This window comes from Paenibacillus oryzisoli, from assembly GCF_001653565.1.
GTDB lineage: Bacteria > Bacillota > Bacilli > Paenibacillales > NBRC-103111 > Paenibacillus_E > Paenibacillus_E oryzisoli.
This window is the reverse complement of sequence record NZ_LYPB01000085.1, coordinates 48,406-72,606: the sequence shown is the minus strand read 5'-3', so window position 1 is coordinate 72,606 and position 24,201 is coordinate 48,406. Positions and strand designations below refer to the sequence as shown.

Annotated in this window: 21 protein-coding genes; 14 read left to right on the top strand and 7 right to left on the bottom strand. The window is 42.8% G+C overall.

The genetic code is table 11. The features are described 5' to 3' along the window. Positions 1-139 precede the first annotated feature (139 nt). Positions 140-1,366 carry a glycoside hydrolase family 130 protein gene (locus A8708_RS26540; protein ID WP_068668648.1) on the top strand — a complete coding sequence of 409 codons (1,227 nt, stop codon included), beginning with the start codon at positions 140-142 and terminating at the stop codon, positions 1,364-1,366. Between the two features lie 84 nt (positions 1,367-1,450). After that, the gene (locus tag A8708_RS26535; RefSeq protein ID WP_068668646.1) at positions 1,451-2,497 is read left to right on the top strand and encodes a LacI family DNA-binding transcriptional regulator; all 1,047 of its coding nucleotides are present in this window, start codon (positions 1,451-1,453) and stop codon (positions 2,495-2,497) included. A 112-nt stretch (positions 2,498-2,609) separates the two neighbouring features. Here the strand turns inward: A8708_RS26535 and A8708_RS26530 are convergent, their stop codons facing one another. Beyond that, a complete protein-coding gene (locus tag A8708_RS26530; protein ID WP_068668644.1) occupies positions 2,610-3,509 on the bottom strand; it encodes an AraC family transcriptional regulator in 900 nt (299 codons plus the stop codon). A gap of 132 nt (positions 3,510-3,641) precedes the next feature. Here A8708_RS26530 and A8708_RS26525 point away from each other — a divergent pair, with 132 nt between their 5' ends. Then, complete coding sequence (locus A8708_RS26525) at positions 3,642-6,557, top strand: family 78 glycoside hydrolase catalytic domain (protein ID WP_239696859.1); 2,916 nt, start codon at positions 3,642-3,644, stop codon at positions 6,555-6,557. A gap of 139 nt (positions 6,558-6,696) precedes the next feature. Here the strand turns inward: A8708_RS26525 and A8708_RS26520 are convergent, their stop codons facing one another. The 4 genes from A8708_RS26520 to A8708_RS26500 all read right to left on the bottom strand — a co-directional run bounded on the left by A8708_RS26520 (position 6,697) and on the right by A8708_RS26500 (position 12,192). Next, complete coding sequence (locus A8708_RS26520) at positions 6,697-7,782, bottom strand: GerAB/ArcD/ProY family transporter (protein WP_068668642.1); 1,086 nt, start codon at positions 7,780-7,782, stop codon at positions 6,697-6,699. A gap of 243 nt (positions 7,783-8,025) precedes the next feature. Continuing rightward, positions 8,026-9,183, bottom strand: a complete 1,158-nt coding sequence (locus A8708_RS26510; RefSeq protein ID WP_068668638.1) for a Ger(x)C family spore germination protein — start codon at positions 9,181-9,183, stop codon at positions 8,026-8,028. Next, on the bottom strand, positions 9,170-10,687 hold the full coding sequence (locus A8708_RS26505; protein ID WP_068668636.1) for a spore germination protein: 1,518 nt from the start codon (positions 10,685-10,687) through the stop codon (positions 9,170-9,172). Before A8708_RS26505 ends, A8708_RS26510 begins: the two co-directional genes overlap by 14 nt. Before the next feature lie 110 nt (positions 10,688-10,797). Then, the gene (locus A8708_RS26500; RefSeq protein WP_068668634.1) at positions 10,798-12,192 is read right to left on the bottom strand and encodes an MFS transporter; all 1,395 of its coding nucleotides are present in this window, start codon (positions 12,190-12,192) and stop codon (positions 10,798-10,800) included. A gap of 117 nt (positions 12,193-12,309) precedes the next feature. On the opposite strand from A8708_RS26500, the gene A8708_RS26495 reads away from it, so the two are divergent. The 7 genes from A8708_RS26495 (at position 12,310) to A8708_RS26465 (ending at position 17,013) form a co-directional block, all read left to right on the top strand. Beyond that, positions 12,310-13,200, top strand: a complete 891-nt coding sequence (locus tag A8708_RS26495; protein ID WP_068668633.1) for a LysR family transcriptional regulator — start codon at positions 12,310-12,312, stop codon at positions 13,198-13,200. A gap of 92 nt (positions 13,201-13,292) precedes the next feature. After that, positions 13,293-14,093, top strand: coding sequence for a sporulation protein (locus tag A8708_RS26490; protein WP_068668632.1), 801 nt, complete (start codon positions 13,293-13,295; stop codon positions 14,091-14,093). Between the two features lie 132 nt (positions 14,094-14,225). Then, positions 14,226-14,705, top strand: coding sequence for a hypothetical protein (locus tag A8708_RS26485; protein ID WP_239696858.1), 480 nt, complete (start codon positions 14,226-14,228; stop codon positions 14,703-14,705). A 110-nt stretch (positions 14,706-14,815) separates the two neighbouring features. Beyond that, positions 14,816-15,046, top strand: coding sequence for a hypothetical protein (locus A8708_RS26480; RefSeq protein WP_068668630.1), 231 nt, complete (start codon positions 14,816-14,818; stop codon positions 15,044-15,046). A gap of 175 nt (positions 15,047-15,221) precedes the next feature. Next, positions 15,222-15,905, top strand: coding sequence for a DUF1361 domain-containing protein (locus tag A8708_RS26475; RefSeq protein ID WP_068668628.1), 684 nt, complete (start codon positions 15,222-15,224; stop codon positions 15,903-15,905). 52 nt (positions 15,906-15,957) lie between these two features. After that, complete coding sequence (locus tag A8708_RS26470) at positions 15,958-16,293, top strand: DUF1801 domain-containing protein (RefSeq protein WP_068668626.1); 336 nt, start codon at positions 15,958-15,960, stop codon at positions 16,291-16,293. Between the two features lie 153 nt (positions 16,294-16,446). Beyond that, positions 16,447-17,013 carry a dihydrofolate reductase family protein gene (locus tag A8708_RS26465; protein WP_068668624.1) on the top strand — a complete coding sequence of 189 codons (567 nt, stop codon included), beginning with the start codon at positions 16,447-16,449 and terminating at the stop codon, positions 17,011-17,013. Positions 17,014-17,153: 140 nt separating this feature from the next. Here A8708_RS26465 and A8708_RS26460 read toward each other — a convergent pair whose 3' ends face one another. Next, on the bottom strand, positions 17,154-17,723 hold the full coding sequence (locus A8708_RS26460) for a hypothetical protein (protein ID WP_157265057.1): 570 nt from the start codon (positions 17,721-17,723) through the stop codon (positions 17,154-17,156). A 196-nt stretch (positions 17,724-17,919) separates the two neighbouring features. Next, positions 17,920-20,127 (bottom strand): heavy metal translocating P-type ATPase, encoded by a 2,208-nt coding sequence (locus A8708_RS26455; RefSeq protein WP_068668622.1) that lies wholly within the window; start codon positions 20,125-20,127, stop codon positions 17,920-17,922. A gap of 234 nt (positions 20,128-20,361) precedes the next feature. Between A8708_RS26455 and A8708_RS26450 the strand changes: the two genes are divergently transcribed. The 4 genes from A8708_RS26450 (at position 20,362) to A8708_RS36895 (ending at position 24,169) form a co-directional block, all read left to right on the top strand. Further along, positions 20,362-21,747 (top strand): PepSY-associated TM helix domain-containing protein, encoded by a 1,386-nt coding sequence (locus A8708_RS26450; protein WP_068668620.1) that lies wholly within the window; start codon positions 20,362-20,364, stop codon positions 21,745-21,747. Positions 21,748-21,765: 18 nt separating this feature from the next. Continuing rightward, the gene (locus A8708_RS26445) at positions 21,766-22,248 is read left to right on the top strand and encodes a hypothetical protein (protein ID WP_068668618.1); all 483 of its coding nucleotides are present in this window, start codon (positions 21,766-21,768) and stop codon (positions 22,246-22,248) included. Between the two features lie 282 nt (positions 22,249-22,530). Beyond that, a complete protein-coding gene (locus A8708_RS26440) occupies positions 22,531-23,616 on the top strand; it encodes an alpha/beta hydrolase (RefSeq protein ID WP_157265055.1) in 1,086 nt (361 codons plus the stop codon). A gap of 430 nt (positions 23,617-24,046) precedes the next feature. Continuing rightward, positions 24,047-24,169, top strand: a complete 123-nt coding sequence (locus A8708_RS36895; RefSeq protein WP_275667938.1) for a hypothetical protein — start codon at positions 24,047-24,049, stop codon at positions 24,167-24,169. Positions 24,170-24,201: the final 32 nt, after the last annotated feature.

Genomic DNA, 24,201 nt, shown 5'->3' with positions numbered 1-24,201 from the left:
TTGTCAAAACGGTTTGAGCAGGACTGTCTTTCTATATTTATTTGTTTCATTAAACAGTTGAATAAACAATTAGGTTATGTTAAATTGATAGGGAAAGTACGCTCATAAGCTCTTCATAACTTACCTATCAGGAGGAAATATGAAACCACAATTTCGTTATTTGGACAAACCAGTACTTGAACCTGTTCCGGGGTGCGATTGGGCGGATAAAATGGTCTTAAACCCAGCAATTATTAAAGATCCTGATTCTAATCGCATACATATGTTATTTAGGGCTACTGGACCGTGGCCGCAAAAAAGAAGAGAAGGATGCCACGATCCCTATCCCATTTTCCTTGGATATGCAACGAGTGATGACTTGGGTGAAACGTGGGATGCAGATTTCTCAAGACCTGCGTTGGCGCCTGTCATGGGTTATGAGGAACATGAACTTTATACGATGGATATCAACGGTAATCGGGTAAGGAACTATGCGAATGGTTGCATAGAGGACCCGAGAATTTTTACAGTGGAAGATGAGTTGTATGTGACAGTAGCCTGTCGTTCATTTTCACCAGGGCCGTATTGGTTATTAGATCAAGATCCGCCGATTCAAACGAGATATGAGTATGTTCCTGATTGGATTCATAGTGCGAGCGATGAGGATCCGTTTATTAAAGCGGCGCGGGCCAACGAGACCGTGACTGTGTTATATAAGCTACATTTGGATAAGCTTAAAAATAGGTTGTATGAGGAAGTATTTGAGTATATGGGACCATTAACGGAAGGACATGTTAGCGATAATCGCGATGTTTTCCTTTTTCCGAATAAAATGAAGATCGATGGCAAAATGCAATACGTGATGTTGCACCGACCCATGAACGTATTACCTTTTGACCAAGGAGAAACGGTTAAGAAGCCCTCCATCTATCTAGCAGCGGCAGAGGCAATTGAAGATTTCGCAACGCCCAAAGCAACACATCGCTTATTTGCTTCAAGCATTTTTGATTGGGAAGAGAATCGGGTGGGAGCAAGTTGGCCGCCAATTCAGATTAATGAACAGGATTGGTTAGTTTCCTATCATGGGAAGAAGGATATTTACTTTGGATATACACAGTCTTTCATGATTGTTCGAGAGCAAGAGAATGATTTTCCAGTGGTCATCAATCGCTGTTCCGACCGTTTGATGTATGCAGAGAGAGCGTGGGAGATGCCATCGGATTATCCTACGCCATGTTTGTTTACAACGGGTGGAATTGTAATCAATGGGGAGTTAATCATGTCCTATGGCGCTGCCGACCAAAAAATAGGCATGTCCTGGGTCAATTTAGAGGAATTGATCGCATATGTACGTACATTTGATGAACATGGAAACAAGATCAGCTAGCGAGCACATATACAGGTGAGAATTGCTTTAGGTGTCCCCTGCAATTAAGATAAGAATAACGATAGGAACGGGGGGACACGGGTAGTGAAGAAGATAACGCTTCAAATGATTGCTGAAACAGTTGGGGTATCTAAAGCATTAGTCTCCAAAGCGCTGTCGAATGACCCTGCGGTTAAAAATGAAACTAAAGAGCTCATTTGGCAAACAGCTACAGAAATGGGATATCGGTTTGATAATCTCCGCAAATCGATTAGTTATAGCAAGACGGGAAATATCGCTGTATTGATGCCACAGGCTTATTTGGATGATATCGAGTATTGGGGCAAAATTATTCGGGGAATCGATCGTGAATTGGCGACCAATGAGTTGAGTATGATGCTATCCGGTGTTGATATTTCACAGGATCCTGAAGAGTCGTTGCCTCGAAGTATCCATGAGGGGAAAGTGGATGGCGCCTTGCTGTTGGGCCATATTCCCGAAGCTTTTATGGAAGCCTTGGAAGCCAAGGATGTCCCTTTCGTCTTGGTCGACGCCAACGTTCATAATGGCAAATATGATCATATACTCGCTAATAATTTTCTTGGCGCATACGATGCGACAAGCTATCTCTTGCATGCTGGTCATCGTCATATAGCATTCGTAGGAGATAGCGAAACGGCTTTGAGCTTTAGAGAGCGAGAACGTGGGTTTGAAGAAGCTATGAAGAACTTTAAGACGCAAACGGTGGAAGATGTCGAGAGCTATTGGGTTCGGGGTGTTGGAGTTAGTGGAAGAGGGAATTATGTGGATACCGCATTTCCGGACATATTGCGAGAGACGATTACCGCGAAGAAAGTGACGGGGTTCTTCTGTGCCAATGATCGGTTGGCGATCGAGACACTCCGATTATTGAATGATTGGCATTTAAAATGTCCAGAAGACTACTCCATTGTTGGATTTGATGACATCTCCTTATCCGAATTTGTCACTCCCATGCTGACGACCGTACGCGTACCCAAAGAAAGTATGGGCTCGCGAGCGGTCCAGTGCCTCCAAAAACGGATTCAGAATCACCAACTCGTTACGGAACAGGTGCTGCTGACGACGGAATTAGTTGAGCGTGATTCTGTTGGAACGACAAGTGATTTTTAAGTGAAAGCTTGAGGAGTAGGGAATGACAATCAGTTGTGAACGATGTGACAAGAGTGTCCCCAAGGCCATGCGTATGGCCTTGGGGACACTTTTTGTATTTGTATGAAGGAACTTAGGCTCTTGTCCAATCAGTGCTCGGATAAGATTGGCGGCGATATGCAGCAGGTGTTACTCCGGTACTCTCTTTAAACACACGATAAAACCTTTTGGGATCGTGAATTCCAACGGCTGCAGCGATATCGGTAATGGACAGCTCGCGGTTGAAGGGATCAGCCAATAGATGACAGCTGTGGTTGATACGCTCATGAGCTAGCAGCTCCGAAAAGGATTCACCACTATGTGCTGTAATCATTCGTTGTAATTGCCTTGTCCCAATCCCAACCTCTTTAGCTAGGCTAGCTAAGGTAATCTTGTCTCCTAGACGGCTTCGAATCGACCGCAACACGGCGTCCATTCTGTTTTGATTGGGTGAAGTTGGGGCTTCTTTGCGCTCTATGGCACGTTCCATGACGATGAGCAGCTGGAGAAGCAGTCCGCACATCATGGTTTCGTATCCAGTCCGTTTCTGTTGGAACTCTACGAATAGTGATGACATCACTTGTTCGAACTCCCCTGAATGTTCTCTTATTTGCAGCCATTGGCCACCATGTGAAACCAAATCGTTGAACCTGTACATGTGATAATGATCAGGCAGTATGGAGGTAAGAAAGTGAAATAATGAGGCGTCGAAGATGCAGTTGCCTATCCGCAGGGGCTTATTGGCATGGGGAGATGAGGGACGGAAGATATGTGAAATGCCAATTGGAATGAAAAATAAATCCCCTTTGCTTACTCGAATCGTCTGATCTCCGATATAGTGAAATCCGATCCCCTCCCACACATAGCTAATTTCATAGAAATCGTGTACATGTTCGGGAAGATCGAAATGTTCGTAAACCTTGTTGACGTATATGGAAAATCCATTCTCAAAAAACTCTTCGCCTTTCTCAACATGCATATCTGGTTTGCGCATAGGAACTCCCTTAATTGGTTTAGGATAATGTCATCATATACCTAGCGAATGTCGTAATCAACCAATAACTTTAGGGGATTCTTTTTTTATAATGAAAGAAGAGATAGGAATGCTAAGTAGGAGGCTAACGCGATGACAATGAGCAATTGGCAAGCCCAATGGATTTGGGGAGAAGGGGAAGAAAGTCCGCGGAATGCGTGGAGATGTTTTCGCAAATCGTTCGAGGTTCCCCATGGCGAGGGGATAAGTAATCCGACTGCTTCGCTAAGAATTACAGCGGATTCGAGATATGTTCTCACTGTTAATGGCACCCAGGTAGGGAGAGGACCAGTTCGGTCTTGGCCATTTGAATTAGCCTACGATACGTATGAAATCGGCCATCTGCTTAAGCCAGGCGAAATGAACACGGTAGCTGTTCTCGTCATGCATTTCGGGGTATCCACCTTTTACTATGTAAGGGGGCGTGGCGGCTTGTTAGCGGAAGTGAACGATTCCGAGGGACAAGTGCTCGCAGCAACGGATGCGACGTGGTTAACATCAGAGCATGAGGGACATCATCCACGTGCTTCGAGAGCGTCATGTCAGCATGGTTTTGCCGAATATATAGATGCGAGTCTCTGGGATTCGTCATGGATGCAGAGGAATTATAATCCGGTGAATTGGCTGCAAGCAGTTGTCCTTGGCCCGGTTGGTATGGCACCATGGACGGTGGTCAAACCGCGGGATATCCCACTCCTGACGGAAGAAATAATCACACCGGTTCGTGTAGAATCACTCGCCAAGATCAAGACATTCCAAGTCACAGCGACGTTAGACATCCGAAACGGTTGGATTGACGGAAGTGAGGTTCACGCGAATCGTATTCAATTCCTCGGATATGCAGCATCATCGCTTGTGTCCAGCAAAGCTGGGAAAGCGACGATTGGATTCTTCCAAGACAGAGAGTGTTTACAAGCCCTATCAGTAAATGGTGAGTGGATCGAGGAGCATCGAATTTACGGTTCAGCACCAGAACGGTATGTGGATGTTGAGCTTCAGGCTGGAGAGAATTTGCTCCTGATTGATGTGTCAAGCGCAATACATACAGGCAAATTACAGATAGGCCTATATGCAGAGGAAGATCTCGTTGTTTCCTTTGAGTCGCCAGCACATTACCGAGAACTTGCGGAATCAGCGTGGTTAAGAATTGGACCTTTCGATGCCGTTGAGCTAATCGATCACCAACGTGTTCGTGCCTTGGAGAGGGAGCATCCAGCCTACCACTCGTTGCACGACAATGTGAGAAGCATTGAAGATTTAAGCGCATATAAGGATTGGATCCAACCTGTAAATCCGAAGTATGTATCTGAGGCAGATGTATTTGCATTAAGTGTATGGAGAAAAGAAAACATTCGATACGCAGTCCCTCCCCAGCTGCAAAATGCCATTATTCCAAACGCGGAAGGGGCTAATGTGCCTGTATTTGAAGGATATGATACAGAGGTACTGTTCGACCTAGGGAAAGAGTACTCGGGCTACTTGGCCTTCGAGGTGGATGCTAATGAAGGCGATATTCTAGACTGGTATGGCTTCGAGTATATGTCAGGTGAGTACAGACAGGACATGTTTGGGCTTGATCATACACTCCGTTATGTGTGCAAGGCGGGGAGACAACGTTATGAAACACCGATTCGGCGAGGTTTCCGCTATGTTTCCATGACTGTACGTGGAGCTAAGCGGCCGATCAAACTCTACAATGTCACCATGATTCAGAGTAACTATCCTGTTGCAGAAGTCGGGCAGTTCACGTGTTCCGACGAACTCTTGAATGACATTTGGGAAATATCCCGCCACACAACGAAGGTTTGTATGGAGGACACTTTCGTAGATTGTCCCGCGTTCGAGCAGGTATTCTGGGTGGGAGATAGTCGTAATGAAGCGCTGGTAAGCAACTATGTATACGGCGTAGAAGATATTATTAAGCGCTGCTTAAGGCTTGTTCCGGGTTCTAAGCACCAAACCCCGTTATTCGCAGATCAAGTGCCTAGCGGCTGGAGCAGTGTCATCCCTAACTGGACGTTTTTCTGGGCGATTGCTTGTGCAGAGTACTACGATCAGACGGCGGATGAAGCATTTGCTACGGAGATGTACGAACATATCCGATTTACACTCCAACATTATTTGATGAACATTAATGAGCAGGGTCTCTTTGCTATCACAGGATGGAATTTACTGGACTGGTCGCCGATTGATCAGCCGAATGACGGCATCGTCACGCATCAGAATATGTTTCTGGTGCATACATTAAGAGTTGGCGCACGCATGGCGCTAATCTCGGGCGATCAGCAGGGAGTTGCCAGATTCGAAGATGCGGCAGTGCAACTAGAGACCGCCATCAATCATCATTTGTGGAATAAGGAGGCATTGGCGTATATCGATTGCATCCATGCGGATGGCAGACGCTCAAGCGTGCTGAGTATGCAAACGCAGGTTGTTGCCTCCTTGACTGGTGTTGCGAAAGGTGAGCGGAAAGAGCAGATTGACAGCTACCTGGTGAATCCACCGGCACATTTTGTGCAAATTGGCTCTCCATTCATGTCGTTCTTCTATTATGAAGCACTTGCGAAATTGGGGAAAGTGGATCATGTGCTCGCGGATATTCGCCATAACTATGGAATGATGATTCGCAATGGGGCAACAACCTGTTGGGAACAGTATCCGAATTTCTTCGAGAATCGTGCGAATCCGAACATGCTTACGCGCAGTCATTGTCATGCTTGGTCTTCCGCTCCGGCCTATTTCTTAGGCAGGGAAGTGTTGGGTGTGAGAAGCCTTGCACCAGGTTGGACAGAGGTTGAAGTTGCACCAGTACCAAGCGGCGTGTCATGGGCGAGAGGGAGTGTTCCTCATCCTGCTGGGGGACGAATCGATGTATCTTGGACGGTGAATGAAAGCAGCAAAACGATGGAACTTTCCGTCAGTTATCCAGCAAGTGTTTCTGTTCAAGTACGCATCCCTGAAGGCTATACGGGCAATGTGACAGAATTGAAACTGCAGCTTCTAGAATAGAGAAAAGCCTTGCCTGCTATGTGTAACGACATAGCGGGCAATTTCTATATGAACGAGTCCTGCACTATGCTTCTCACTAATAAAATTATGCTGAATTTCTAGATAAACGCTCCTGTCATTCAAAGGACGGCGTAGCCGTTTATTGGGGCTTGCGCTTTCTCATCCAAGTCAAAAAAACGAATAGGATGGGAATAATCGCAGTCGGAAGTAAGGAAGAAACAGGCGCAATGGTTGTGTTATAAATAGAAAGGTCACTTAAACGGATAAAGCTATTCTGAGACACAGCGAAAAATAGAAGCCCAACGGGGAGAATAAAATTTCGCGAGTTTTTGAGATGTAACATATGAGCAATCAATTTGATGAAAATATGTTGGAGAACGACAATTTCGAATAATGTAAAGATGGTCCAAATCCCAATTATCATAATTTCTATTCTTTCTAAATATTCCCCGAATTTCACCATTTGAATAACAGAGAAAAAGGGAAACATAATTGTCCCTGCCAAATCTATGCCGAGCGCTCCTAATGTTAAATAAGAGGCTAGCAATAAATAGAAGAATGAGAGAACTAACGCACACAAGCTGCTTGTGAATATCCTATCCAAATTTTTCACGCGATATAGGATAAAACAAAACACGATAGATTTTCCGAACGGAAAATAGAAGGAAAGCCACCCGCCATAAATGACTTCTGATAATCCATGCTGAAATTGGGGAAGTAGTGGATTCGTATCCATTTCTCTTAGAATAAAGAAACATATGATTCCGATTCCCATTATGAAGAAGGGGAGAATCACTTGGGAGGACCGAACGATAGTACTCAGACCAAGGAATGTAGCATAAGTCGTGCATAAGACGATAAAAAGGATGATTTGGTTAGAAGGCAAGCTTGGAAGAACAACCGTCGTATAAAAGAATGATAGGGCTCGACAAGCAGCGCCTTGAATTTCAAGAATGTAGAGCAGATAAATACAGATAAATAATTTGGCAAGTTTGGAACCTACTAACTTATCAAAAATTTCAACCATTTTTAAGGAAGGATACTGTTTCTGAATATAGCACATCAGCCTAATCATGCTAACCGCAATGACAGTCCCTAAGAGATAGGCAATCCAAACATCTTGTTTTAACAATTTAACTTCGTTTAAAAATAAAGTGGAGAAGCCTGACAAATAGCTGAACAATAAAAAACCAAACTGGATATAAGTTATTTTATTGGACTTCATGAATACTCCTTATTTACTTTTAATTGTTCTAGCATATAATCCGAGACCGATTTATACAATTTGGTATAGAAAGACTCTACTGTTGGCAGGGTGTAGTCTCCAAACGGCATACAGTAGCCCATAATAACTGCTGTGAGTAGAAGCATTACTATAGCATCGAGGTTATTCTTTTTCTTCCTTAAATGTAGGAATTGTTGGATACCATAACAGGCAGACAGTAGAAAGATGATACTATTCAACATATCAATTTTCTCCTAAATTTTGAATCAATCCTATTTTCTCAATTTCAACATGGGCATGGCTTTGAATTGGCATCGTTGGATAAACATCATTCCAGTTATTTTTTATCAGATTCCATTCATGCGGATGATGTTGCTTTAATCTTTCGGAGAAGCCTAAAACGTCTACTTTCAAATCCTTTTGGAGATGATTCACGCTCTTCTGGATTAATTTCTCCAAATGCTTGGACGCCTCTTGCTCAAGTTGGTTGATTGTATCTGGATTATTAAAAGGCAGCGGTCCCGTTATTTCTCCTATGGTAGAAGTCAATTGTATATAAATATCTAAGGAGGGTTTACCCTCAATAAATTTACTTTGAATGACCTGATTTTTTACTTTGAAAAATAATGTGACTTTATTGGATTGATAAGGTATTGTTTCAGTAAACATTTGGTTATTCCAATTTCTTTTTCCTCCCAATAAATGAACAACCAGCACATCTGTACCCTTCAACCAATCCGACATTCGATGTTTATTAATTACAGCACCACCGTTTAAGAACAGCACTTCTCTAGTAGTATTACTTTGTTTCGATATACTCAATCTGCCGACAACATAGCCTCTGTACGGATTAATGCTCCAATTAGCAACATCTTGTATAATCTGATTAATACTTTTTCCCCATTCCTTTTCATTTCGAATTTTACCCAGCAAGTCGTTGAAAAGTAAATCTCCAGTTTCAGATTTCATGTTCAGAATGCTTGCAGCCTCGCCATCGTTGATAAAAAGATAACTGGTAAGCCTAACCTGCCGATTCCTTGTTATGAAATCCAAAATTTCATACAAAGAATGACGAGCGGCATTTTCTCCAATGAGAATAAATTTATTGTGTTGCCAGATTAATGTTTTGCCTGCGTGGCTTCGTAGATTCCTAGCAGAATCCAAAACAGAGCTGCCGGTTGCACTGACTACCCACTCAGATAACCCTCCAACTTTATCGGTGCTTTTTGCTGCTGGAAGCAAACAATATGAAGTAAATACATACTTATTTTTCTCAAGGTCATAATCGATGCCTGTTGCTGTAACTAAAGCTATATCGCTAATTTCTGTTCTATCCTGTACACATCCCGTTAATAATAGGGTTATAGAACATAAAATGAAATATAACTTAGTCCTTTTCATAATTCTCCTCAATCTTGTCACTAGATAGTCCTTCATTATTGTGAGAAGCACCTGTCCTGTTTGTATGAACATTTGTATGGGGTCTGTATTTTACGGGAAGGAGTATGTACTTCATCACATTGTTTTTAAAGCTGCTGCCCGTATTGGATACTGCTAAAAAAGGGATACCGAATGTTTGAATAGAGCATAAATGTAAGATAAGTATGAACAAGGACAACGAGAGTCCAAACACGCCGCAGTATGCCGCAAAAAGCATAAGTGGGAAGCGAAGCATACGTATAGCGATAGCTGTGCTAAAAGATGGAATAGCAAAAGAGGCAATTCCTGTCATTGCAACGACAATTACCATGGGGCGGGATACGATGCCAGACTGAACAGCGGCCTCTCCAATGATAAGCGCACCGACAATACTAACGGATTGACCAACTGCTCGGGGAAGACGAAGGCTGGCTTCTCGCAGAAGCTCGAATGATGTTTCCATGAGGAGTGCTTCCACAAATGTCGGGAATGGGATACCTGCTTTTGAGGATATAAAAGTCATCATTAATGGAGTAGGAATCATCTCGAGATGAAAGGTTGTCAAGGCAATATATAGGGAAGGTCCGAACAAAGATAGGAACAGACTGATTAACCGAATAATCCGCAAAAAGTTTGCGAAATAGAACCGCTCATAAAGATCTTCGCTAGGGTGAAGCATTTCAAAAAAAGTGGTCGGGGTAATTAAAGCAATTGGTGTGCCATCCGTTACGATTGCTATTTTTCCCCTAGTTAGGGCTGTAGCCACTCTGTCTGGTCTTTCTGTTGTGAGCAACTGAGGAAAGGGGGAAAACGTACTCCCCTGAATCAACTCCTCAATTTGCGTGTTAGCAATTACAAAGTCCAATTGAATGGAGTCAAGTTTATGCTGTAAAGCATGAAGTTGCTCTAGATTAACTTGGCTTTCAAGATATAAAAGCATGACTTTGGTATTGCTTTTCTGCCCCATAACATACGATTTTGATTTCAAGTCTGATGTTTTTAGTTTCCTGTACACCATACTCAAATTTTTATGAAGATCTTCAGTAAAGCTTTCTCTTGGACCACGAACATTGATTTCGATTTTGGGTTCTTCAATTGGGCGAGTCTCATATCCTGGAAGTAACATTCCGAGAGCCTCAGTGTGGCCTTCAATGAATACGACAAAACCAGCATCAGTCATCAAACTAACGGCTTGTTCCATATGTGAGATTGACTGCATATTGCCTAGTGAATAAATGGCTTCATGCATGGATTCATAACTAAATTCTGACATGTGAAGCACGTCTTCATTAATTTTACGGATCATATGGTGATTCAAACTTTTTTCATCGATAAGAATATCTAAATAGACAATAGAAGCGAGTAAAGTGCCGTTTTCTCCTGTGAAATTACGTATAACGAAAGACTCATTATGGGTGAAGATTTGTTGGATTTTGTGTAAGTTCATGCTTACCGAAGAGTTAATGCTGTCTAACTGTAGTTCCATAAACAAGCCCTCCGTAAACCCTAAGGCACTTTTTAAATGAACCGAATAAGATGAGAAGCAAACGTTTCTCACTAATTATCACCTTGCAGCACCCAAAATATACCATGCGTTTAGTGGGAGTGATCTGTATTTGGGAGCGAAGATGGCGAGCGTTTTCGATTCATAAATATTAAGTACAGGGCAATCACTGTGAGGATCATCCCAAGTATTCGCAAACCACCTGTGTCGAACGTATCTCCCATGACGATGCTAATCAATAAGGAAGAGAGAATGGTGCCCAGATATCTGGAAGTATTAAATAAACCAGAGGCTACTCCAATGATGTCTTTCGGTGAGTGTTGGAACAGCGCGGCTTGCATGCCAACATTGTTCAACCCATTGCTAACCCCGAACGCGGCTAAAGCCAAACATACACTGATCATCGGAGAAGTTGGCTGCCATGTCACGATCCAGAGAGATCCAAGAGTCATCAGAATTGCAGATAGCAGCAGGGCTGGTTGAGGTCCTGATTTATCTATCCATCGACCAGCTAGAGGAGATACGACAAGTGAACATAAGCCCAGGCTTAGCATGAGAAGCCCCGTGTGGAACTCGCTGAGATGACGTACCGTCTGTAAGTAAGTCGGCAATCCGAAAAAGAGTGAGTAATAGAGTGTGTTAACGAGCATGTAGGCGATATTGACCCTTGTCATTGCAGGATATTTGGCAAATGTTCGCAAGGGAATGAAGGGCGTCTGTGTTTTTAACTCATACCGTACGAAGGCCCCCAATGAGACAAGCCCAATCAGACTGACGATAACAATCTTGATGGAGAGATGTCCATAGGATTTGCTTGATAGTAATCCAACGAGCAGTCCGACCAGCCCCACTGTGAAAAGTAGAATCCCGGGCGCATCGATTAATGCTAACCATTTTCGTAGGGATAATTGGCGTGTAAGAGAGGTTGGCTGTTGAACATTGGGGATGAACCTCCATGCTAATACATAGCTCGCCACGATGAAAGGAATGTTTACGATGAAGATCGCCTGCCAATCCCACCAGTGAATCAAGATCCCGCCAATGAAAGGACCAAGTGCAGCAGCTCCGGATAGGAATATCGACATAACCGATAGTGCAGTCGCTTGTTTTTCCGTAATATGAATCCGCACGATCGCCATGCCTACCGCAACCAGCATACTTGTTCCTATCGCTTGCAGAATACGAAACACAAGAAGTAACCCAAAGTACGGCGAAAGTGGAGCTAATAAGGAAGCAATGAAGGCGATAACGAGCCCAGCAAGAAATATTTTCTTGAGACCGAATAAATCACTAGCTTTTCCCATGACAGGTTGTGCAACAGCACTCGCCAAGTAGAATACGAAAATAACCCAAGACACCTCTGTGTAGGCAAGGTGGTATACCTGTTGCATTCTTGCGATTGCAACAGCAATCATTGAAGAGTTCAGTGGATTCAGCAGTACGCCTAAACCGACTGAAATTAATAACCATTTGTTTCGAATATGCATGTCTGATACCCCCTATGTACTGATGTCATCGTACTTGAATTTCATTATTTATTCCAATGACTTCTATGGTATGATTTCATTGATTAGAAGGAATGAATCGAAGGGGGGCGGTACGCTATGGAACTACTTCAATTGCAATATTTCATCACGGTTGCTCGATTGGAACATATGACTGAGGCTGCAGAGAGCTTACATGTTACTCAATCCTCACTAAGTAAAACAATTCAACGCTTAGAGGCCGACCTAGGCGTTCCACTTTTCGACCGAATCGGAAGGAAGCTGCGATTGAATGAATTCGGCGGTAAATTCCTTCGGCGCGCAGAGAAGGCTTTGTTTGAATTGGATCAAGGCAAGCAGGAGATTAGCGACTTGGCGAGTCCGGAACATGGCGCGCTCGAATTGGCGGTAACCGCTGCAAGCGCCATGCCTAATATTCTTCGAGCGTTCAGACGGAAGCGTCCGCATCTCCAATTTCATGTTCAAATGCTGTCTACGCAGGAAATGCTGGCGCTTCTCCATCGAGGAGAAGTCGATTTCTGCTTGTCATCACCCCCCGTTGAAGGCGAAGACATTGTTTGTGAAATTGTGTGCAAGGATCCGATCCTCATAGCTGTTCCTATAGGTCATCGACTGGCAGGCAGAAGCAGTGTTTCCTTAAGCGAACTTAAGAATGAATGGTTTGTTGGAGTTAAGAAAGGCTATGGTACCCGCGATTTAGTAGACAACGTGTGCCATTCGGTCGGATTTGAACCCAAGTATGTGTATGAAGGAAATGAACCTGCAAGATTGAGCGCCCTTGTGGAAGCTGAGATTGGCATCGCCTTCTTACCAAACTCTGCAAGAAACTCGCGAGAACAGATTGCCTATCTCCACATCGAAGATCATGCATTGGTGCGGGAAATTGCTTTAGTATGGCACAAGAGTCGATACATTTCCCGTGCCGCACAGGAATTTCGAGAAGTTGTAGTCTCCTATTTTCAGGAAAGGGCTTTACAAACGAACACATAGTCGTTACTGTGAATATGGGTGGATTTCCCATTGAATGGCTATGTAATTGGTTTCGGTTCGGGGAATATATTGAATAGAGGAGCGGAATTATTATGTCTTTTTTTAAGAAAATGATGGCTAAAGTAGGGATCGGGAATCTGGATATTGATACTCAGTTCCATACGGAGGACTTCATCCCAGGCGAGTTGGTAGAGGGTGTTATTATTGCCAAGGGTGGCAGTATAGAGCAAAAAGTAGACAAAATTTATTTTCAAATTATGACGGAGTACCGCAAGCCCTCGCCCACTCAGAGTGATCCGAATTTTACGGTGAGAGAAACCGTTGTAATAGCCAACATCCTGTTGGGGGAAAGTTTTGTTTTTGAACCAGGTGAATCCATCGAAATTCCTTTTCAATTTGTGCTGCCGCATGAGACGCCGATGTCAATTGGCGTAAGCAAGATCTGGATTCGTACAGGCATGGATATTGACAACGCGGTTGATCCATCAGATCGTGATAATATTGACGTATTGGCACATCCGCACACCGCTGTTATTTTCGAAGCATTGGCGGAATTGGGCTTTCATTTACATGAAGCAGAAAATGAATACTACCCGCAACGCAATTATTACTTGCCATTTATTCAAAACTTTGAGTTCGTTCCCTATCAAAACAGTGCATATCGCAGCTCCGTGGATGAGATAGAGCTTGTGTTCTACCCGAATGAGAACGGAGTTGAGGTTCTCCTAGAATTTGATCGCAAAGCGCGTGGGTTTAACGGACTCTTAGCAGAAATGCTGGATAGGGATGAATCTCATCACCGTTACTTTTTCAGCCGCGAAGAGCTGGAAGAAGGTATTGAAGCAGTTGCATATCAGTTCCGAGGTATTTTTAACGATTTACTGGATAGGTAACGTGATCGTCGAATACAAGGAAATGGATACTTCAAAGTCGCGCCTTAGCGGCTTTTTTGCATAGAAATAGAAAGAGACTTTATAATTGAAGCGTAACGACATACAGAACTTATCCAAGATAGGAGTGAAGAGTTGAATTCCAACAAAAAACGAATGAGTTTAGCGAAGTTTTGTTTATTCATGTTCACTTTTCTGCTTATCAGTGCGTGTAGTCAAGCCGATAAAAATGAAACCATTGAGGTTTTTGCATTGGAAACATTTCAAGATATTCAGAATGACAAAGGACTCTATGTAAAGACGGGTTACAAGATCGTGAATGCCATAACCACGGTTGAGGAAAGCAAAACCCATTTGAAATCGGATATTAAATCTGTTGAAGACTTTTATGATGGGAATGGTACTTATATACAAACGGAAATAATCCATACCTATGCAAACAAATCTAAGCTGTTGCTCACTGAAGAGGGAAATACGCACAGCGCACAACTTCAAGAACCCTCCACAATCCTTACCCCCTCTAATCCTGCTGACAATTTTAAATTAAGCGATATGTCTTCGGAAGAAAAAAAACAGGTGAGAGAACATGTGCTAGCTTTGATGGAGAAGCTATAATGTCAAAGTGATGGCCTGTAGATGAGCACATCGTGTATAATTGTCTTGTAAAGATTATAGCCATATATATCTTGGTATAATGCTGATTTTAATGAATAAAGGGGATATACATGAACGAAGAGGATGTTAAGCAACGTATTAAAGATTATCAGCAAGCAGAAGGAGTGCATCCTCTTACATGCGTCAACAACAGTAAACATGAGAAATTATACCCCAAGGTGCTTGAACAAGGATTAGTACTTCTGTGCCCTAATTGTAATTACAAGCAGACATATATTCCCGATCTCTTTTATGATGAAGGTTTCTATGAGTGGTTGAGGGGCATGAAGAGCTTATTGTAAGTCGAAAGAAATAACGATATCATTAGCAAAATAATTCCAAGAAGCCTCGCAATGTGGTCAAACACGGCAGGCTTTTTTTTGTCCAAATAAGAACATGAATGATGAAATCTATAATTGTATGGTAAAATATAGGGAATTGGGGATTATAGATCTCGTATGGTCTAAGGGGGTTATAATGAAGGAGCTAAACGATAGGAATCTATTCATCTTGCTAGTCATTCTTACTACTGTAAACGTTGTTGTTTATATGATTTGCAGGAATAAAACCTATTTTGATTTCTTGATTTGGAATGTATTTCTGGCATGGATTCCATTTGTTCTGTCTAGTTTGATTGTTTTTATTTACAAATATAGCAAAGCGAAATCAATTGTTCTAGTTGTTTTAGGGATACCGTGGTTGCTTTTCTTCCCGAATTCCCCGTACGTTATCACGGACCTCATCCATCTCACTATAAAGAAAGATTTGTATGTGAATAATGAGAATTTTACGTTCTCGTACTGGGTTGATTTTATAGTAATTAACCTGTTTTCCTGGACTAGCTTGTTACTTGGGGCGATCTCTACCTATCACATGCAATACATTGTATTGCGTATATATAACAAGGTCATCTCATGGTGTTTTGTTAGTATAGCTTCATTTGCAGCTGGATATGGAATTTTGTTGGGAAGAGAATATCGATTGAATAGCTGGGAAGCCATAACGGATTGGGAGAAAGTAACTGGCATTATCAAAGGCAGCTTGACCAGTCAGTCAATTTTCTTTTGTTTGTTATTTGGCTTATTTATTGGGATTGTGTATGTAACGATTTATTTCTTAATTAACGGTGTAAGCAGGACAGTACAGGGAAGCAAGAGTTAAAGCGGAACGATCATAGGCAAAGATCTTATACCAAAATTGGAGGGATTAAAGAATGAATCAGGAAGTTACGGCATACATAGAAAATTTACCAAAATGGCAAGCGGATATCAGTTCGACCCTACGGAACCTGGTACATGAGACGATTATGGGAGTCGAAGAACGCATTCAGTACAAGAAACCGCACTTTCTGAAAAATGGACATTATGCTGCAGTGATTTCGCCTTCCAAAGACGCGATTGCCTTTATGATCATGAATGCAAACGGAATTGACTTTCCGAAAGAATTCGATGGGCCCCCCGAACGAAAGTGGATTAAATTAAAAGAGGGGCATTCTCCTGATATCTTGACTCTATCCGATCTTTTGAAACAAGCCTCTGCCACGTTATAAAAGATGTGAGCATACATTCATGTGCAAGTTTAAAATTTCCCTCTTGAACCTTACGTAACGTAATGATTTATAGTGAACGTATCAACAGGACTACTCACGAGACAACGGCCAACAAATGGAACAAGATAAATTCGAAATCAGAGGAGAAATGACATGAGAAAGCTCGTATTGTTTATGCATGTGTCGATGGATGGATATGCATCAGATTTGAACGGAGCACTAGATTGGATTCCATACAACGGGGAATTACAGAAATATGCGGAAGAGGTAGTAGCCGAAGTCGGTTCTCCCGTTTATGGACGTACAACGTATCAAATGATGGAGGGCTATTGGCCGGGGGTGCTGAAAGATCCGAATTCGTCGAGTCACGAAATCGAACATGCTAAATGGGTGCAGGATGTTAAGAAGATCGTCATCTCCGGAACGCTGGACAAGGCAGAATGGAACAATACGATGTTGATTAAGAACCAAATCGCAGAGGAATTCAAGCTGCTCAAAGAGCAGTCTGGCAAGGATCTCGTCATCTTCGGCAGCCCCGGTGCCGCGAAGACGCTGCTTGAGCTAGGCCTGATCGACGAATTCCTATTGACGATTTGTCCAGTTGTCTTGGGCAGCGGGAAATCGGTGTTCGAAGGCGTCGAGAAAATTAAACTCAAACTATTGTCCAGCCGAACGTTCGAGTCGGGCATTATCGCTACTCGATATGCGCTCGAGAAATAGCCGTGCTGTGTAACATGTTCCATTCTATGTGGAACGATAATTCAGGGAGCAGATTGCTAAGGCAGCCGCTCCCTTTTTGCATGCAATCAACGGACAGGTTATTGTGATGATATCTGCTGAATTTTGCTGGATTATTATACCTATATGGAAGGGTTCCTAATAAGCCGATTCAGAATTCCGAGAGCTAGCAGCATGATCGCGTCTAAGAACAAGATCATGATGACAGGATGATCCTGCGCAATCATAACACCAAGCATAGCTCCCATCATTCCGCTCATCACACCGGACAACATGCCATCGAGTGCAGCTAGCCAACTATGGGCTTGACCTGCAACCATCCCCGCAGCCATGCCAATCGTTACTCCAATGACTGTAGAATAGAACAAGGATTGCAGCCAGATTCCGAATACCGTTCCGCCAATTAGCCCGGTCATCATTGCGACGGCCATAGCTGCCATCATTGCGTTCATTGGACTCAGAGTGCTGCTGTTGGCTCGGATACGCACGATCAAAATTGCCGCCGCAATGCCCATCATTAGGGCGGATATTGCCCCGACACTGATTAATCCCGTAGCAATTCCTAGATTGCTGACGGCAGCTTCGGTTCCTTGACCATGATCATGGTCCGCTGCCAAAGCGAATGGAGCTGGAATTAACATACCAGTCATAACCAACATGCATAATTCTGTCTTTACTCGGCACTTGTTCAATCCTCTACACCTCCGTATCCATCTGCTTCATTCCAAAAGCTATTCTCTCTATCATAATCGCGTACGGGTAAATTAGTCTGACTCCTTAGAGTCATTTTTCATGGGCAAATCCAAAGATTTATTAACAAATAGGCTAGCCCATTCCTTCTGGAATGAGCTGGCCTGTTAGGTTAATTATGCAGCATAATCGAGGGTGTCATCTTGGGGATCTTTTCTGTAGTCGGAGCGCATTAACAACAACCGAAACGGAGCTTAACGCCATAGCAGCGCCTGCGATCCACGGTGTCAGCAAACCCATAAATGCCAATGGAATAGCCAGTACATTGTACACCAAGGCAAAAGTTAGGTTCTGCCGGATGTTGCGCATGGTAGCGCGACTGATGCGAAAAGCCTCAGCAACGCTGCGTAAATCGCCGTGAAGTAAATTGATGTCGGCGGTTTCTTTAGCCACGTCCGTACCTGTACCGACAGCGATGCCGATGTCCGCAGCGGCAAGTGCCGGCGCATCATTCATTCCGTCGCCGACGACAGCTACCTTCTTGCCCTGTTGCTGCAGCTTCTTCACAACTTGCAACTTATCTGTAGGCTTCATGTCCGCGTAGATGACTCGTATGCCCGTCTGTCTAGCAACGGCTTCAGCCGTCCGCTGTTGATCGCCTGTAAGCATGGCTACGTCTAATCGTTGCTTATTCAATTGGCGCACCGCTTGAGGGGAGGTAGGTTTCAGCGTATCGGACACCACGAACACCCCAGCATATTCGCTGTCTATGACAGCATGAAGCACTGATTTCCCTTCACGCATACACTGATCTGTCAATTCGTTATACGCTGCATGGCGAATATGGTGCAGCTTCATGAAGTCACTTGAGCCTACAAGTACCTCGTGTCCTTCCACAGAGGCGCTCACGCCGAAACCTGGCATAGAATGATAAGTGTCAGGCTCTCGTAAGGCTACATGCTGACGAGCAGCTTCCCGTAAAATAGCCCCTGCGAATGGATGCTTAGATTTCATTTCTGCGGAAGCTACCAACCGCAGTAGTCTCATCGTTTGGTCGGTTACCGAATGTATTCCCATGACAGACGGTGTGCCGAAGGTTATTGTTCCTGTTTTGTCCAACAGAACAACATCGATTTCCGCCATTTGCTCCACATACTTGCCTTCCCGAAAGAGGATGCCTGCCTGCAATGCCTTGCTTGTGCCAACTAGAATCGATATTGGTGTTGCAAGGCCGAGTGCACAGGGGCATGCAATGACTAATACAGCGATAGCTTTAAACATGGCTCCCTTGGCATCGCCGGGCGAAAGCACATAGATCCAGCATACGAATGTGATAATGGCCAACATGATCACGGTCGGCACGAAGAATGCTGTCATTCGGTCTGCATAGCGTTGTATGTCAGCCTTCGAACCTTGCGCTTCTTCAATGAAGCGGACAACCTTGGCGAGTGTCGTTTCCCCTTTTGCAGCAGTGACTTGCAAGTCTATTGTGCCTTCAATATTGCGAGATCCTCCCGATACGCTATCATGGGTCTTCTTAGGAACGGGGATCGCTTCTCCAGTCAGATGAGCTTCGTCCACCGTCGTATGCCCCTGCAGTACGATGCCGTCGAGAGGAATCAACTCGCCTTCCTGAACGATGAGGATGTCACCGACGCGGACCGTCTCCAAAGCAACAGACTTCGAAATTCCATCTTTCAGTATCCGCGCCGCTTCCGGTTCGAGCTTGCGCAGTAGATGAATTGCCTGTAGACTTCTCCGCTTAGCAGAAGCTTCCAGCCTCTTACCAAGGAGAACAACCGTGATCATCATGGCGCTGGATTCGAAATAGATGCCATGCGGATCGGGCATTCCCGTCTTCAGCGCATGCAGCGTCATATAGTGGCTGTACATGTAGGCGCAAGTAGTGCTGAGGACAACGAGTACATCCATATTAGCCGTTTTGTTTCTAAGCGATTTAAAGGCATTGGCGTAAAAAGGGCCGCCGATGACAAATTGAATCGGCGTGGCAAGCAGCCACTGGAACCAAGGGGCTAGGAAAAGCTCTGGTATCCAGATTCCCGACGTCCAGCCATAGTGTCGCACCATCGCCCACATGATGGGAAGTGTCAATACCGACGATAGGATTAACCTACTACCAAGGCTACTATCAGCTTCATTGCGTATACCATGCTCCTCATACGTTTTGGCCCCATAGCCCAATTGTTGAATGCGCTCAATAATATAGCTTTCGTTGGCAGCAGCAGGCTCAAGCTGCAAAGTTGCACGTCCTAATGGCAAATTAACTGCAATTGTCTGCACGCCGGACAGTTTGCCAATGACCTTCTCGATTCGTGCAGAGCAGGCTGAACAGGTCATTCCGTCGATTTCCAACGTAACTTTCTTGGGAACCGTCGTTTTACTCAATGAATACGCCTCCCTTGTACAAGTGTGTTCTATTTGCAACTATATGGAATCCATAAGTTGAACATGCTTTTATTTTGAAAAATACCTCTAAAGTGCCATGATAATTCACAAGTGAATCTTTGATATATCATATTTTGATCACATATATAGCTCGACTGAGTCATTCTAAAGTAATCTTCTGTACGATATATTTAGCAGAGATATGGAATCTATTGAAGGAAGAGGTTTAAGGAAATGAATCCTGAGGAACGAACAAAAGGGGATAAACAATCAGGTTTAAGCAAGGCAATTTTCCAATCCGTGTGGAGATGGCACTTTTATGCCGGAATTATTTTCGCTCCTTTTTTAATTATTTTAGCTATTAGTGGCGCTGTGTATTTGTTTAAACCGCAGATCGAGGGGTATCTGTACAAAGATATGATGATCACACGCCAGGTTGGGACAACCCCGATGTCTCCAGCAACACTTATTGAGAAGTCTGAAAAAGAATTTCCTGGGTTAAAGGTGTCATCCATTACACTACCGGATACGATAGACGCCAGTTATAAAATGTCCGTTAACCTAAATGGAACGCCAACTACCGTATTTGTGGATCCCTATAATGGAGAGATACTTGGCAAGTTAAATAGCGACAAGACTTTCTCGGCATTCTTCAAAAAACTTCATAGTGAGCTCGTTGTCGGAGGGACATTTGCGAATCGTCTTGTTGAATTGGCAGCGTGTTGGGCTGTCATATTGTTATTAACGGGCTTATATTTATGGTGGCCGCGTAATAAATCTTCCATTTGGGGGACGGTTCTCCCAAGGCTTAGTAAACCGGGAAGTCGGATATTCTGGCGCGATTTGCATGCTGTACCCGCATTCTGGCTCTCTCTTGTGTTACTCGTCATAATCGCTAGCGGATTATCCTGGTCGGGAGTTATGGGAGAACAGATTAATAAACTAGCTAATGCAACGAATACGAACACTCCTCCTTTTGCCTATAGCTTCGCTGAGAAGCCTAGCTCAGTCACTGTTGCAAAAGATATTGCCGAAGACTTGCCATGGGCAGCAGAAAATCTTCCCGTACCTAAGTCCGCCGCTGGCGGATACGTTCCGATAGGCGTCGATGATATTATGGCAATAGTTCATGATAAAAGCATCGCTAAGCCATATACAATCACTACGCCCATAGACAAGGCAGGCGTGTTTACTGTCTCAACTGCACTTGTTAAACCAGGCAATGATGCTACCCTTCATTTAGATCAATACAGTGGTGCAGTCCTAACAGATGTCCGCTTTGCGGATTACGGAATTATGGCAAAAGTCATTTCATATGGCATCGCCTTCCATGAAGGCAGACTTTTCGGTCTAGCCAATCAACTTCTGGGTTTGGCGGCGTGTTTAGGTCTTATTATGATAGCAGTAAGCTCCTATGTCATGTGGCGTAAACGAAAACCGAAAGGACTGGGAGCTCCGAGCAAACCAGATAATACCAAAGTTACAGTAGGTGTAATCCTTATCATGCTTGTTTGTGGGGCTATTATGCCGCTTGTTGGACTATCTATTCTCATTGTTCTGTTGCTCGAAATTCTTATTATTCGCAGAATACAACCATTACGCAATTGGCTTTCGGTATAAGGGGTGAATATACAAGGTATGAATAAACGGTTACAACGTGTGATGCTTTGGGGATTTATATTGCTTTGGAGTGCTGTATTACCTGGGTGTACGGCTAAGATTGCTGAAACTGGTGAAAACGGACTTCGAGCTCATCTCACGGTAGATATGCATCTTCCCAAACAACTTGAGTTGAACACTAAGAGAGACTACTCCATTGAGATATTGAAGAACAATGAACCTCAAAAAAATGCAGAACAAGCCGAATTTGTTTTTTGGCCAGAAGGGAATAAAGAAGCTGCTATAACGTTGAAAGCTACTGAAACGGCTCCTGGCATGTATTCAGTCTCACATTCTATCGAAAAAGAAGGCATCTATCTTGTTCAATCTAGAGTAAGCGTAAAGAATGAAAAAGTTTATCCGATCAAGAGGTTTGCCGTTGGTGCAACAGCTGTGGAACAGCTCATTCAGATGGAAAGTGCGAAAGAATCTAGTGAAGATTCCCACAGCGGACATCATTAATGTTTATACTGGAAGTGCCAATGAAAGTAGGTTAGAGCCATAGAATCGGAATCAGGCAAGGGGGACTTCCCCTTGCCTTTTTCTGTTTAGGCGAGAGGAGTAAATGCAAATGGAAACAAGTATGCGATAAAGGTTGATGAATGAAAATCAGGTCAATTCTTTAGTAGTATAGGTAAAATTAGTTCATTCAATTTCCAATATATAGCATATAAAATCAATGTTATAACATTTACTTTTCAGGATGGAGGGTTAAATTTGAGGATTAACAAGAGAACATTGTATATGTTTAATAGTATTTCTGCTTTGTTGGCTGTTCTGGGGATAACAGTATTTATTATCTCATGCAAAGTTACTTCTTGGGCTAAGACTATAGAGCAAATAAAGCTAGGGGATTTAGAAATATTCAAGGTACATACACTTACAATTAATATCTTCGCAGGTTGTTCCATTATTCTTTTTATACTTACAACTCTTTTGTTATTAAGAACAGTTCGAAGAAATTCAACAAAAGTAATAACCGTACTATCCTTAATTTTATCTATATTAATTGGCACATATGTAATCCTTTTTCTCTTTTTATACCAAAATCTCGACGAACTTATTAGAATTAATCATCTTGTTTACCAGCCTAAACAGATAGATCAATCTACTGCTGAAAAGATTAAGTTACTTTACACTGATGTTGAAGAAATTAAAATCAACACACCTGACAATACAAACTTGTACGGATGGCTTATAAAGAATTCGAGTGTTAAAGAAGCACCGCTTCTTATCTATTTTGGCGGATCTAGCGAAGAAGTGTCTGATATGATATCGATTGTTGACGATTTAGATGGATGGTCTGTAGCACTAATTAATTATAGATCGTATGGACTGAGTGAAGGACAACCAAGTATGCGAAGTCTTTACAATGATGCCAATTCTATTTATGATTATTTTTCAAAAAGAAGTGATATTGATACTAAGAAAATTGTCTCGATGGGATACAGTCTAGGAACGGGAGTCGCTGTGAATTTGTCAAGTGAACGCTCAACTGTAGGAACAATCCTAGTTTCCCCGTATGATAATTATTCGAAGTTAAAGGGTAAATCACTATCAAACGCTTTACAGCTACATAATATGTTTCCGTTGTCTTATTTTATTGGAGAATCTTATCATTCTATCCAAAAGGCTTCTTTAATTAGAACTCCATTGCTATGTTTAGCAGGTGACTTAGATAAAAATATACCAATAGCATATTCTAAAAACCTTGTAGCGAACTGGGGAGGAGAGAAGACAATGAAGACAATGTATCGTGATGATCACTACTTCATATTTAGGAGCGGAGAAGCATGGAATGAAATTAAGAGCTTCCTTAAGGTACTATAATGTAACCTGCATGGAAGTTGGAAGCCTTCCGGATTAAAGTCTAGGAGGAATATGGAAACAAAACGGCGAATAAAGATGGATCTGTAATTAATTGTATAAAAAGGAGGGTTTTGTGGATTGTGGATCATCACAAAAATTTGCTATATGGCGTTTTAGCCGGAGTAATTCTTATATGTTTGAATAATCCGATCGCACTTCATACCATACAAAGTCTCTTCGAAAGCATGTCGATCGCTTATATAACAGTTAGAGGCATACTCTATATTTTATCTTTTATTGGTATTCTAACAGTAGCGTATTGCACAATTGAATTAATTATAGTAGTGCATAAATTTAGAAAGCAGAGATGATCGTTAATCAGATGAAAGAAAAGTTTTTAACATATCGGTGAATATTGCTTTATGAAATGAGGGTTTCTATTGCACTTTGAATGGAGTACCGCAATTTTCCAACTGTTATCAGTGGCAATCATTATTCTTATTTTTATATTGATATTCAAATTATCCAGAAAAAAGAAATCGTAGCTGTTATTGCGCCAACGCTCATGTTCTGATCATAAATAAACGTAATGAGACTGCCGTGAAA